This is a genomic window from Blautia sp. Marseille-P2398 (assembly GCF_964240315.1).
Lineage (GTDB): Bacteria > Bacillota > Clostridia > Lachnospirales > Lachnospiraceae > Blautia_A > Blautia_A wexlerae.
In genome coordinates this window covers 40740-53732 of sequence record NZ_CAXSTD010000010.1, presented here as the reverse complement: position 1 = coordinate 53732, position 12993 = coordinate 40740, and the positions used below count along the sequence as shown (strand labels likewise).

Annotated in this window: 16 protein-coding genes; 1 reads left to right on the top strand and 15 read right to left on the bottom strand. The window is 51.2% G+C overall.

All coding sequences use genetic code 11. From position 1 onward, the window contains the following. Positions 1–81: 81 nt before the first annotated feature. From ACESZG_RS12490 to ACESZG_RS12465, 6 genes are all read right to left on the bottom strand, one after another. On the bottom strand, positions 82–1761 hold the full coding sequence (locus tag ACESZG_RS12490) for a recombinase family protein (RefSeq protein ID WP_205488805.1): 1680 nt from the start codon (positions 1759–1761) through the stop codon (positions 82–84). A gap of 116 nt (positions 1762–1877) precedes the next feature. Further along, positions 1878–2144 (bottom strand): DUF6870 family protein, encoded by a 267-nt coding sequence (locus ACESZG_RS12485; RefSeq protein WP_054328128.1) that lies wholly within the window; start codon positions 2142–2144, stop codon positions 1878–1880. Positions 2145–2577: 433 nt separating this feature from the next. Then, positions 2578–2988 carry an RNA polymerase sigma factor gene (locus ACESZG_RS12480; protein ID WP_117465015.1) on the bottom strand — a complete coding sequence of 137 codons (411 nt, stop codon included), beginning with the start codon at positions 2986–2988 and terminating at the stop codon, positions 2578–2580. Between the two features lie 432 nt (positions 2989–3420). Then, entirely contained in the window at positions 3421–4293 is an 873-nt protein-coding gene (locus ACESZG_RS12475; protein WP_235254653.1) for a hypothetical protein, read from the bottom strand. A gap of 131 nt (positions 4294–4424) precedes the next feature. Further along, entirely contained in the window at positions 4425–5837 is a 1413-nt protein-coding gene (locus ACESZG_RS12470; protein ID WP_205488806.1) for a cell wall metabolism sensor histidine kinase WalK, read from the bottom strand. Then, on the bottom strand, positions 5821–6492 hold the full coding sequence (locus ACESZG_RS12465) for a response regulator transcription factor (protein ID WP_195522534.1): 672 nt from the start codon (positions 6490–6492) through the stop codon (positions 5821–5823). Before ACESZG_RS12465 ends, ACESZG_RS12470 begins: the two co-directional genes overlap by 17 nt. A 199-nt stretch (positions 6493–6691) precedes the next feature. On the opposite strand from ACESZG_RS12465, the gene ACESZG_RS12460 reads away from it, so the two are divergent. Then, positions 6692–7048, top strand: a complete 357-nt coding sequence (locus tag ACESZG_RS12460) for a helix-turn-helix transcriptional regulator (RefSeq protein WP_025579572.1) — start codon at positions 6692–6694, stop codon at positions 7046–7048. A gap of 204 nt (positions 7049–7252) precedes the next feature. Here the strand turns inward: ACESZG_RS12460 and ACESZG_RS12455 are convergent, their stop codons facing one another. The 9 genes from ACESZG_RS12455 to ACESZG_RS12415 all read right to left on the bottom strand — a co-directional run bounded on the left by ACESZG_RS12455 (position 7253) and on the right by ACESZG_RS12415 (position 12992). Continuing rightward, the gene (locus tag ACESZG_RS12455; RefSeq protein ID WP_373218437.1) at positions 7253–8599 is read right to left on the bottom strand and encodes a relaxase/mobilization nuclease domain-containing protein; all 1347 of its coding nucleotides are present in this window, start codon (positions 8597–8599) and stop codon (positions 7253–7255) included. Between the two features lie 141 nt (positions 8600–8740). Then, on the bottom strand, positions 8741–9028 hold the full coding sequence (locus tag ACESZG_RS12450) for a CD1845 family protein (protein ID WP_055246214.1): 288 nt from the start codon (positions 9026–9028) through the stop codon (positions 8741–8743). Positions 9029–9191: 163 nt separating this feature from the next. Next, positions 9192–9539 (bottom strand): plasmid mobilization relaxosome protein MobC, encoded by a 348-nt coding sequence (gene mobC, locus ACESZG_RS12445; protein WP_148355534.1) that lies wholly within the window; start codon positions 9537–9539, stop codon positions 9192–9194. Beyond that, the gene (locus tag ACESZG_RS12440; RefSeq protein WP_005933602.1) at positions 9536–9706 is read right to left on the bottom strand and encodes a DUF4316 domain-containing protein; all 171 of its coding nucleotides are present in this window, start codon (positions 9704–9706) and stop codon (positions 9536–9538) included. The genes mobC and ACESZG_RS12440 overlap by 4 nt, the downstream gene beginning before the upstream one ends. Positions 9707–9716: 10 nt before the next feature. Further along, the gene (locus ACESZG_RS12435; protein ID WP_057572720.1) at positions 9717–10316 is read right to left on the bottom strand and encodes a hypothetical protein; all 600 of its coding nucleotides are present in this window, start codon (positions 10314–10316) and stop codon (positions 9717–9719) included. Between the two features lie 13 nt (positions 10317–10329). After that, positions 10330–11286, bottom strand: a complete 957-nt coding sequence (locus ACESZG_RS12430; RefSeq protein ID WP_205488808.1) for a hypothetical protein — start codon at positions 11284–11286, stop codon at positions 10330–10332. A 162-nt stretch (positions 11287–11448) separates the two neighbouring features. After that, complete coding sequence (locus ACESZG_RS12425) at positions 11449–11817, bottom strand: cysteine-rich VLP domain-containing protein (RefSeq protein ID WP_005933611.1); 369 nt, start codon at positions 11815–11817, stop codon at positions 11449–11451. Between the two features lie 177 nt (positions 11818–11994). Then, positions 11995–12735, bottom strand: coding sequence for a DUF4366 domain-containing protein (locus tag ACESZG_RS12420; protein ID WP_205488809.1), 741 nt, complete (start codon positions 12733–12735; stop codon positions 11995–11997). Between the two features lie 2 nt (positions 12736–12737). Further along, positions 12738–12992, bottom strand: coding sequence for a DUF4315 family protein (locus ACESZG_RS12415; protein ID WP_205488810.1), 255 nt, complete (start codon positions 12990–12992; stop codon positions 12738–12740). Between the last annotated feature and the right edge of the window lies 1 nt (position 12993).

The following is a 12993-nucleotide window of genomic DNA, read 5'->3' as shown; positions in this document are numbered from 1 at the left end:
TGCAATTTCCTTGATTCTGTCAATTCCATATGATTAGCTCCTATTAGGAAAACACACTGTCAAAGGGGTATGTAGCGGGGGTTAGCCCGCTACTGCGGGTTTTGTGGTGTTGATTTCAATGTATTCTGCTATGCGTCTAAATTCATCCGCAAACTTAAATCTCACACTAATGTTTCCATTCTCATAAACCTTGATATGGTCGATCAGCTCAACGAGAAGTTCCCGGGAAAGCTGGTCGATATTTTGATGTTTTGTAAATGCCACCAATGCGGGATGTTCACTCTTTACACCGTTTGCCAGTTCCGCCCGTTCAGCGTTCAGCCGGGCCAGCACATCCGTAAGAGCGATGGTTTGTCGTTCATAATCGGCTTTCATATCCCGGTAGTCCTGCTGGGTAATTTCCCCGTCTTTCCAGTCTTGATAAAGGGACTGCTTGTAGCGGCTGATTTTTGCCAGTTCCCGCTCTTTCGCAGCAATCAGTTCTTCCAAGCGGATGGACTGGCTCTTTTTGACCGGGGCGGTGTTAATACGGGCAATCATTTCCGAGTATGAAACAGCCAGATGGATTTGCTGTTGTACTGCAAAGAGGACAGCGGCCTCCAGACGGTTATGCTTGATTGAGTGCATTGTGCAGGCTGTCCGGGAGCGGTTCTTGTAGGTGGAGCAGGCATAGTACACATTATTGTTGTTGCCTACGCTCCGGGTAATTGCCCGCCCGCAGTCAGCACATTTCAGAAAACCGCTGAACAGGTGGACTTCCCGGCCTTTTGGAGAAGTACGGGTATCCCGCTGTAAAAGGGCCTGTACCTTATCAAAGGTTTCATAATCAATGATTGCCTCATGCGTACCAGCTACTTCCACCCATTCTTCACGGGGAACGCTTTCAACCTCGTGTACCTTATAGCTTTTTACCCGACTGCGGCCCTGCGCCAAATCCCCGGTATAGGTGGGGTTCGTAAGAATGGAGTGGATCATGCGGGCTCCCCACATGGGATCGTCATATCCTCTTGTTGAAACAGGTATGCCCTTTTGCAGTTTATAAGCTGAGGGGCTGGGTACGCCGTGTTCATTCAGATACAAAGCGATGGCCCGTTTCGATGTCCCTTTTAGAAACAAAGAGAAAATCAGTTTGACGATTTCAGCGGCATCGGGGTCGATGATCAACTGGTGCTTGTCCTTTGGGTACTTTACATATCCATAAGGAGCAAATGCGCCGATGTACTGCCCGTTGCGCCTCTTATAGTCAAATACCTGGCGAATTTTCTTTGAGGTCTGGTAGCAGTATTGATCGTTCATTACATTCGTAATCGGGACGATAATACTGGAAACGCTGTCCGGGTTGAGATAGCTGTCCACATTTTCAGCAAGACTGATAAAACGGACACCCATTTGCACAAACAGGTTATCAATCAGACTTCCCGCATCACTGTAATTTCTTGCAAAACGGGAAAGGTCTTTTACTACCACGCAGTTGATTTTCCCGCTCATTACATCGGAAAGGAGCCGCTGGAAATTTTCCCGGTTGGCGTCCGTTCCTGTGTGTCCATCGTCTACATATTCGGAAACACTTTCAAATTCTCCGATATGCTTCTGATAAAAGTCATTGAGCAGATCACGCTGGTTGATGACGCTGTTGCTGTCGTCCTTTCCCTTTTTCAAGTCCTCCTTGGAAAGCCGGATGTATTCGCCCAGCCGCCAGCGGCGGACGGTATAAGAGGGAGAGAAACTCTGTTGCAATCCTCTGTTTTTTGTTCGTGCCATTGTTCCTCCTTCCCTATCACATTACATCTATATTATACCTCTGCCCGGGCGGGACAACAAGGATGCCTCCGCCTCGGGACACTTTGTCTCGAAGTAGTAACGGGCCATAACCGAAGTTACAGCCCGCTTTTTTGCCGGAGCAGGAAGTCCGTCAGCGTGTCCTGCAAGGACGGCCCGCTTTCCGCAAATTCAATTTTTACACCGATCCCGCCGATGCAAAAGCAGTATGGATTTTCTACCGCCTGCAAAAACAGAGCGATCCGCTCCTCTCGGGGGAGAGAGGTGTCAAAGGCCATACCGCTCACATCCGGCAGGGACTCGGGAGCCACTGCGCCGATGTCAACGCTTTTCATTTGTTCCAGTTCCTTTGCCGTTAATCTCACGGTAAAACCTCCTTATCAAAAATAGGATACGCCTCCCGCATATCGTGGGGAAACGCAAGAGGGCAGCACCCAAACGATGCTGCCCTCTTGCCTCACTCCATGTAAGTATAAAATAGAGAACGCCGCTCCCATTTTCTTGCCCTGTCCAAAGACAACCATGCTCAGAGCGGCGTTCCCTCGCAGATAAGAGGGCGGCCCGGAGGGACAGGCGGCCAGCCTGTCCTATGCCGGATCGTGGCCGTGGGTTGGCCCGGCCCAGTTGCGGCGTTGGTGTTGTTCGCTCGTTCTTCCAAAGAAAAAGTCATAGCGCACCCGCCGCCCGGCTCCCCGGACTATGCCCGGGGCCGCCGCTGTTTATCTGCGGAAAGAAGAATATCCCCTTTCATAAACCGAGACATTTTTTCATCATTTCCAAGTGGGGAAAATGAAAAAATCAAAAAGTTTTTTTCATACGCTCAAGGCCACGCTTGATCGACTGGCGGACAGACTCCTCATGTACGCCCTCGGCCTCGGCAATTTCCTTGATGCTCTTTCCAAGAATGATGTGGGCATCAATCCTGCGGCCCTGGATCTCCGGCAAAGAGTTGAGTGCGTTCCACAGACGGATGAACAGCTCCATGCGCTCCAGAAGCTCCTGGGGCGTTGGCTCATGCAGGCAGGCGGAATATTCGATCCCGTCATCGCAGTCCAGAGAATACTGCGCCTTATGCCGGGAGAGCCGCCGCTGGTAGGCCATTTCGTGCCGGGCATCGGACACAAACACTTCGGCTACCTCGTCAGAAACCTCAATAAACTGATCCTGTGTGTACCAATAATAAAAATCCTTCAGATTGATTGTAGTCATAAATAAACCTCCGTTTCGGTGTTGGGTGGATGAGTGACCGAAACGGGGCTCGGTGGGGAGCGGCATCCCGGGGAGCCGCCCCGCACCTCGGGACAATTTGTCTCGAAGTACAAAAAAGCGCCCGCACAGCAAGACACTATGCAGACGCATGAAATTACATTATCATAATTGTACTGATATATTGTACCTTCATAGCCAGACTGTCCCGGAGGGGGAGCTACGCTTTTTTTAGCTGGTGAAGGTCATGGGAATTGTGAGAAAGTAAGATGGACACGGCGACACCCTCCTATGGGCCGCCGTGGGGTTACTGGATATCCAAAGAGAAACGGCGGCTCTGAAAATCAAAGCCGCCGTTTCAAATGGGCGTGTCAAATTGTCTGCTCTACGACGGCTTTTTTTCTTTTGCCGTCGTCCGGCAGATAGATGGTTTGTTTAGTTATGGCTTGCATTACCTATGGGCTGATTTCCAGACATTCCGGCCTGTGTATGCTCGTCAAATTCCTCTTGACTGTATTTCTCAATGCCAGTTAATGTTCCGTGATGTTCGCTGTTCAAGTGGCCGTAATCACGAACGGTATAAATGTCTATTGTGCCAACACCACTTCCAAGCGTTCTCATTTCGCCTCGGAATTTTCCGCTGGTGAGGCTTTCACCATTAGAAGTAAGAACATCCCGGAAATAGCGGACTTCCTCACCATTGAAATACCACTGATCTTTTTCGGCATCATAGGTTACTCCAAATGCCTCATACTCTGCAACGAGCTTTGCAGTTTCGCTATCTTCAAGCGGCGTTCCTGCCATAGCAACGGATGTGCTGTTTTTCAACGCCTCAATATCCCGTGCGTCAAATTCCTGCTGGGTAAACTCTTTTAAGCCAATCAGTTTACCCGCCGGATCAACGGAGCCGTCAGCCGCTTTTGAAAAGCTCTCTAAATCCCGTACAGCATACACATCTACTGTGCCGTTCTCATTTAGAAAATCAATACCGGCGGTTTCGTTGTTACTGATGGGATAATAGTCCTCAAACCAGCGAACCAAATTCCCGTTATAGGTAAGTTCATCTTTGACCGCGTCATAGGTCATCCCGTATTGTTCATAAGGTGCAAACATTTTTTCTTTGTCTGCGGCGGAGAGTGCCGAGCTGTCCTCGCTGTTTCCCAGCGCCTCAGAACCGCCAAGAGGTTGACTGATTTCTTCCTTGATAACGGGATTACCTTGTTCCTGGCTGTTCTGTGGTGTCGTACTGCATCCAGCCAAACAGCCTAACAAGAGCATGGACGCAGCGCATAATGCCATTCTTCTCATAGTGTTTACCAATCCTTTCTTTGAATGTACCCCAAGTATAGCAAAGCATTTTGGGATACCTTTGGGATTAGTTTGTGATTTATGTGTAGTTAAAAAAAGCGGCAGGTTGTTCACCTGCCGCTGATTGTCCGCTAAATCGTGAAGAAGAATTTAACACCGTTTTCTGTGTTGCAAGCCTCACAATAGCTGTTATGTTGTTGTAAAATTCTTTGAACCATATAAAGCCCTAAGCCGCTACCGCCTGTTCTTCTACTGCGGGATTGCTCCATACGATAAAAAGCGTCAAACAATTTGGGAATATCATCTTCTGGTATATGTGTACCTGTGTTCTCTACGGAGAACAAAAAGCGTCCGTTGGTATTTTGTAAAATAATATCAACGCTTGCTCCATGCGGCGAATACTTTACAGCATTTGAAATCAAATTGGAGAACACCTTTTCAATCAGTAATTTGTTCCCATTGATAAAAGCGGGAGACTGTATATCAAGATGTATTTGTAGCTCTTTTGTTGCCACTAAATCATCAATCTCCCTCAAATAGCCATGTATCATGGGAGCGCAATCAAAATGCTCCATTTTGAAATCGACATTGGTTTCCAGCCTTGAAATCGTTAATATTTCCTGCACCATCGTTTCAAGCGTAGCTGCAACTTCCAAGGATCGGGCAAGATACTTTTCGTGGTCTTTATATGCCCCTATACCCAATAGCATCCCCTCTAATTGACCTTTGATAATGGTGATAGGGGTTTTCAGTTCATGGGAAGCGGAAGAAAAGAAATCCTGTTGTGCCCGTTCCAGCGCCTTTTGATGTTCAATATCCTTTTGGAGCTGGAGATTTGCACTTTGCAACTCCTCCAAGGTAGCAGATAGTTTCCGGGACAGCGTATTCAAGCTATTCTCCAGTACACCCAGCTCGTCAGAACGGCGTTCCTCAAGTTGCCATTCCAGCCGCATATCAGACATTTCTTTAGAAATCCGACTGATTTTTAATACCGGGTTTGTAATAATACGAGAATACACCCAAGCAGTTGCCAACGATACAAGGAGAATAACGCAAAACAAAATCGGTAATACGCTTACAAATGATTGCCGCAGTTCTGCGATTTGAGAGGCTTCTCCATAAACTGTTAAAATATATTGGCTATTATCATCTGCAAATGAGAAGTAATAGCTGTTGGATATAATCGGCGCACTTTCATAAGATGCTCCGCCAAGAGCCTCCCCGGTGATCCCATCGTTAAAGCTATTTTGGTTAGACGGTGTTTCCACCAGAACACCATCAGCAGTATAAAGCTCCACCATGCTAATTGTCGTGTTTTGAAGAAACTGATCAAAAAGTCCGCCGCTATCCTGCATACGGATATGTTCTAATTCATAAATAAAGTCGCTTGTCTGTTCATCTAATGCCGCATTGAGATTGTTAGAATAGGTTTGAGGCATATACCAAGCCAAAACGCCATAGACAAGAAAGCTCACGCAGAGCAAAACTGCCACAGTCAGAATAAAGACTTTAGCAAACAGACTGCCTTTAATTCTCTTTATCAACTTTATATCCCACCCCTCTGATTGTTTGAATGAAATCTATTCCCAATTTTTTTCGTAGATTTTTGATATGGGTATCAACAACACGCTCGTCCCCATAAAAATCATATCGCCACAGCTTATCCAACAAGTTCTGCCGGGTCAATATCCGGCCCTGATGGGTCAGCAGTTCCCGCAGTATTTCAAATTCCTTTTGTGTCAGTTCAAAATTAGCTCCGTCCACGGTGGCGGTGTAGCTGTCACAGTTCAAAAGCAAATTGCCATAAGTAATGATTTGATACTTTTCATCTGTTTCCCGGTTACTGCGCCGAAGTACAGCCGCAATTTTGCGGAGCAGGACAGGCATAGAAAACGGTTTTGTGATGTAGTCATCCACCTGCAAATCCAATCCTTTAATCTGATCTTCTTCTCCGCTTAATGCGGTTAGCATAATGATAGGAACATCAGATTGCTTGCGTATCAATTCACAGACACCGTAACCGTCAATTTTGGGGAGCATAATGTCCAATACAATCAAGTCATATCGTTGGCCTGCAAATAAAGAGAGTGCCTCGACACCATCATTTGCAACAGCTACTTCATATCCTGCTTCTTGTAAAAAATTCTGTAAAAGTTCTTGAATATCAAAATCGTCCTCAACGACTAAAATTCTTTGCATGGTAACACCTCCAAAGATAGCGTATCATAGATTTTTGTGATTAAAGTGTAGTTTTCAAATTTTCTTTCTGTTATTATACCTTGGCCGTGTAACATCGGCAACCTTGTCAGCGGACAATAAAATACTACCAAAACATAAAACTGTGTTTCGTTCTCATAGTCAAACCCGAAATGTAAAATAATATAGGGGTGATATGAGAATGTACCAAGACACCAGGCGGCTTGACTTCCACGCATTAGGCCGGGAGATCAAGCGCAAGAGGGAGGCGAAAGGCTGGACACAGGAATACCTTGCACAGCTCGTAGATCGTACCCCTCGTTCCATCATGTATTTTGAGAACCGGGGCCAGCATCCGAGCCTGAACACCTTTTACCAAATCGTCACCCTGTTGGACATTTCCGTAGACCAATTCTTTTATCCTGACAGGCAGAACGGCGAAAGCGACTGCCGCCAGCATATTGACAGGCTACTCAATACAATGGACGAAAAGGAATTGACGGTCATGGAGGCCACAGCAGAGGGACTACAAAAAGCCAGAGAAACGGAGGTCAAGTAAGAGGGCCTTCGTTTTTCTCGTTTTTAGGGGGCTTTTCGGGGGTGCCGCTAAATGGCAAGCAATTCGGGTGTGGCCACACTCCGAAATTTTTGCTGGCCGCAGGCCCGCAAAAATGCTTGTTGGGGAGCTCCCCAAACCCGCTGGACTTCGGGACAAATTGTCCCAAAGTTCCGGCGCTATGCGCCTGTTGTCTGCGGCCTGTCGCTATCGCTCCTGGGCCTTATTTTCCCGCCCGTCTGTCACGCCGAGCAGATGATCTATGTTCGCTTTGACCGCCACAGCCTGCCGCATATCCGCCTGGGCCTTGCGGTATTCCGCATAGAGGGCTTTTTTCTTTCCCGCCAATTCCTGGCGGGACTTTTTCATATCCGCCATCTTTGGCAATTTTGCACCGTCCAAAAGCTCATTCATAGTGGCCCGGGCCGCTCGGTAAGCGGTAAGCTCCGCCTCATGCTCCGACAGATATTTTTTACTGTACCGGGCCGCCTTGTAACCGTCAAACACAGGCCGGGTTTTTGCGTAGTCCACAGTAGCCGCCATGAGCCCGGAGGTCTTTTCCAGCTCCGTCTCCGTTTGCCGCAATTCCTCGGACAGCGTGTGAAAACGCTCTACTGCCTTTTCTGTACTGACCGCCAGCGTCTCATAGTCCATCAAATCATTTTCCCGCAGGTACTGGAGTGCAGCAGCCATCTGTTTCAGATTGTAAACCTTGGCCCACCGTTCATAGGCCGGGCCCTTGCCCTGTGCCATGCGCTCTTGAATGTCTATAATCAGATTGACACGACGGGCAGAAGCCGGGGTCTCCTGCGGGAGCTCCGGGATCGGACGCTCCCCGGCAATCACAGCCCGGATGTCCTCGGGATCAAAACCATCCCCGAGGGTAGATGCCCGCAGGCGGGTGGGCTTATCCTGCCCGGGAGCAAGGAAGGAGATCACACCGCCACGGCCATGCTTTACCAGAAAGCCGGACTCCTCCATAAGTCTCAGAAACGCCGGAAAATCGGCAGGCTGTTTTTTCAGAGCCTCCACGATGGCCAGCCGCACCCGCTGTTTTGCAGAGGGCGGCTTTTCCCCAATCCACTGGCCATAATGGAGATACCGGCCCTTGCTGTGCTGTTTTGGATTTTGGATCACAGAGAGGTCATGCTCAATGCACACCCGGTCAGAGAGCCGCCGCAGGGCAAAGCTGGAGCCGATAAAATTATGGAACTTCCGGGAGCGGTCAAAGGCCGTTGAATTGAAATAAATGTGATTGTGGAGGTGGCTCTTGTCTGTGTGGGTGCAGACAAAAAACTGATACTTTCCCTTTGTCCAGCGCATGGCTGTTTCATAGCCGATCTGGTTGGCCTCCTCTGCTGTTACTTCGCCGGGTGGGAACGCCTGCCGGATTTGAAAAAACAGGGCTCCACGCTCTACGGCCCGGCCCATTTCCGCCTGGTACTGGCTCTTTACCAGCAGAAACTCAGCGGGAGCCGTGGCCGGATCGCAGAGGTATGAGGACAGGGCTCCCAGCTTTTTCGGATTAAGCCCATAGTTAAAGCGTTCCTCCATTGTCTGGACAGCGCCTTTCCCAGCCGCCACCTTGTAGGGCCGGATATAAGTTGTAGCCGTGAGCACACCTCCTTCCAAAAGAAAACGGCGGCTGTCCGTCCAGCCGCCGCAGGGGGCTTCGGGACAAATTGTCCCAAAGCGTTATCCTGTGATAAAACTCTTTAGCGAGTAGTTGAGACTGTCCAGCTTGTCAATGAGCCACTCCGCCACAGCGGGCAGGCCGAAGGGCGAAACAGCAAAGGCGATCACAAGCCCCTGTATGCCCCAGCGATCCCCCGTGAATAAAGCAAACAGGGCTCCGATCAGACAGAGAAAGGACAGGGCGCAGAACACCCATGACGCAAAGGAAAAAGCAAAATTCAATACTGCCACAAGGAGCGTGAGGGCCAGAACAAAGGGGGCCGCTAAAAGTTTCAGAATGATCCGCATCGCTTGATACCTCCTTGAAAAGTGTGGTTTATGGTTCCTTACATGATAATTATACCTCTGTCCGGGAGGGACAACAAGGATGCCTCCGGCTTTCAGCACCTCGGGACAAATTGTCCCGAAGTAGTGAAAACCGAGGAGCGGCATACGCCACTCCCCGGCAGGATCAGAGCTCCACCAATGCGGAGAGCTTTTTCAGCAGATCGGACAGCGGCCCCCACAGGGCGGCATAGTCCCGTTGCAAAGCGGCGATCTCCTCGGGGTAAATCCCGCCGTAGGTGTTGGCCTGGATCGCCACTTGATTGAGGTTGTTTGAGCACCGCCGCTGGAGCGATACCAACTCCCGGACGGGCGAGAGGTCAACATGGAGCACATAGCCATTGAGGGCCATTTTCCGCATATAGGCCCCCATATTGCGGATGCCCGACTCGGCCATGCGCTGTTGAATAAGGGCCTGCTCCTCCTCGGACACCATCACATGGAGATGGATCGGGCGGCGGCGTTTCTTTGTCATCGTTCCTCCCGTTCCCGGCTCCGGCGCTTGTGGGGCGGTTCCTTAACCTTATCCAGCTCCTTTTCCTCCGGGGGTGGGGCCTGGTTATTGAGAACACCGTCCAGCATATTGTAATTGTGCTCGGTGGCGATCTCCGCACTTTTCATCGGGTTATATCTTTCTTCCATACAAATCCTCCTATCGGTCGCCCCGGTCGGGGGCCTTTTTCTTATGGATGGGATCGCCCTGGCTGGCTTCGGCCAGAGCTCCGGCCTCTTTCATCTGCTGGGCAATCGAGAGGGGCCTGTCATCGTTTTTTCGGGATAATTCAGAAATGACGGGGGCAGGACGGAGCTCATAGTCAGACGCCTCCTTTTCGGTCAGCGGCCTTGTATAAGTCAGATGCCCCCATGCCAGAAATGCGCCGCCCTCCACCGGGATGCGGCGGTCATAGTTGACGATCTCATCCGGGGCATTGTGGGGCGGTTTGGGGAATGTCCCGATGTCCACAGGCCGCTGGGTAGAGTAATACTTGTAAAGGCCGGGGGCCTCGGTCTGCACGATCCCCACATGGTAAAGCCGCTGATAGTCCTTTACCCGGTCTGAAAAATCCTGTTCCATAGCGGCCAGATCGTTGCCGTAATGTCCCCATTCATACTGCCGCTGGCCGTTCTTATCATCGTAACAGGCCCATGTGACATAGGGGGATGGGGCTGTGGGATGATGCCCCAGCGCAAAGCCCCTGCCATTTTCCAGCATCACAGCCTTCAAAATGGAATAGCCTTGATTTTTGTCCACAAATACACCTCCTTCATCGTGTCATATCCTTTTCCGTTTTTCGGGCAAAGGGCTGGAGCTGGTAAGGGCTCTGCCCATCCTCCGGGCGTAAAAACTCCATCCGGCCCGCCGCATAGATGGCATTTTTCGTAAGCTGTCTCTGCCATGCCCCCTGGCTGGGAGCCCACTTGAAACCGTTGCTTTTCAGTTCCCGCCGCTGTTCCTCCGATGGCTTTTCCTCAAAAAAGAGCTGCAAGCGGTTTTCTCCTTCGTTGATTTCCGCCCGCCCTCCGGGAAAGGCCCAGCCCGCATATTCCGACTGGCTTTTCAAATCCTCAATGCGCTGGCGTGTGCGGCGGATGTTGGCGTTGTTGTTGGTAAGCAGATAGGACGGATAGGGTACGGGATTTTTGCGCCAGTCGGATGCCATAGAGGACTGGAGCTTTCCGATTTCCTCGGCGGACAGGACGGGACAGCCCTCCAGCGTTTTATGCTTGCGGTAGTAGGCATTGACGGTTTTCATTTCCTCCTGCATGGCCTCCAGCCCTGCCAGCTTTGCCTCCAGCTTTTCCACAGCCCGGTCATCGTCTGCGCTGATCCCGCCCCTGCCCGTTGAGCGCACCTTATCCAGCAGGCCCTCGATCTGCATATATTCGCCCATGTTCTTATCCCGGGCGGCGTTCTGCTTTTCCTTTTTCCGCACCGGGAAGTTGGAGCCTCCGGCGATGAGGATGGAGGGTACACGGGCATCTATGAGGTTGCTCTGGTTGATGTTCTCCGCCAGCTTTCGGGCATAGCGGTCTATGAGCCCGTCAATCTTTTCGTGGTACATGGGATCGACACGCCCTTTCTGCTGTTTCCCGAGGGTATAGGCCCGATCCACCATTTCACGGTAAGCGGCGGTGGCGGAGCCGGGAACATAGTCGGAAAAGCTGTTGGCGTTTTTGGCACGCCGGGCGGCCTCCTCATTGATGGGGTAATATTTCGGCATAATTCCTCCTCTCAGAAAGCGGGTACTTCGGGACAAATTGTCCCAAAGTCCCGCTGTATGGATGTTGACAGCATCAGGGCAAACGGGGCCATACCGTAGAATGATACGGCAGGCCAACGAAATGGCCCCGGAAAGCCTTGCTATAAGCGGATTTTGCAGGCCCTAATTGTCAACGGATGCACCCCGCTTTTTCCGCATATATTCCCGTTGCTGGCGGCGGTGGGCTTTCTTTGCACAGGCCGCCGAACAGTACGCCTGCCGCCTGTCCGGGGGAACAGGCCCGCCGCATACCGGGCATATCTTAAAATCTGGCCTTGGGCCCTCGCTCATAAGGGCCACTTCCAGCGCCGGATCAAGGGGCAGGACGGACTCCCGGAAATAGCGGCAGTATGATCCCGTCCAGCATTTACCCAGCATATAGCAATCGCTATCCAGCGGCAGGCATCCGTATTCCCGGTCATAGTTAGCGCACCATGTTACCACAAGAGAGCGGATCGCTGTCTTTTCCTTGCGTGTCAGTTCACGGGACAATCCATCACCTCCCGCCAGCCCCGGCCTTCAAAAGCTCCTTGTAGCAGGACACACAGGCGATCCCCCGCCAGTAACAGCAGCCATAACAGGCAGAGCCCCTGGGCGGCCTGTTCTCAGCGGGAGCCTGGGGACGGGGTTTTTCTTTCATCATTCGTTCAAAGGGACTGTTGGTAAAATTCATCTGATTTCCTCCTTTTCTTCGGTTTCGTCCTCCTCGTCCCACGGGGGGCCGTCATCTTCAAACTCGTCATAGTCCGGGTACTCCCCGCCATCGTCCTCCTCGGGTTGGTCAGCTTGCTGGTGTTTCGGACGGTAAACCTTGAAATACCAGCCAGCCCCGCCGCCAATTAGGGCAATCCCCAGCACCAGCAGGAGCATCCCGGAATTGCTTTTCTTTTCGGGTTCCGGCTCGGGCTCCGGGGCAGACTCGGGCTCCGGCTCTGCACCTACGCATTTCCCCATATTGACGGAGCACACCGGGCAGTCTGTATTCACAGTCCCCGCCGCACATTTCTCCGGGCAGGAGCAGACCGCCTGCTCTACACCAGCGGCTTCAGCGGCGGCCAGCAGATCCCCCTCGTCCACAACGCTGAAAAAGTAGGTTTCATACTGCTCGCCCTCATCATCCACGGGCTTGTCATAATCAATGACAATGTAAAAGGTATTGCCGCCGCTGGTCTGGACGGTAATAAACTGCTTGTTGGTGTGCTCGTCATAGAGCAGATCACGGGTTACAAGGTTTCCCTCCTCAGAAAAGCCCTCGCCCGGCGTAATAGTCGGCTCCGGGGCCGGGGTTTCCATTGTGGGATCGCCGTAGTCCTCGCCCTCGCCGCCTGCGTAGGCATAGGCGGGAACGCTAAAGCCGCATAACAAAACAGCGGCACAAAGCGCCGCTGTCAAAACTCGAAACCGTTTCATATTCAGTTTTCCTCCTTTTCCTCATTCTCGGACTTCGGGACACTTTGTCCCAAAGCCCCGCCGCCTTTCAGCTTTTCAAACAGCAGGGGCAGCTCCGCAAGAGGGATGCTCATGCCACGCACGATGTCCACGATCTCACTGTTTTCCGCCTCCAGCTTTTTCTGCTCCAGCTCCTTGAGCCGGGCCTGCTGTTCGCTGATTTTGGCCTTGATCTTATCAATCTCGGCCTGGATTTTCATGCTTTTTGCCGTTGCCATA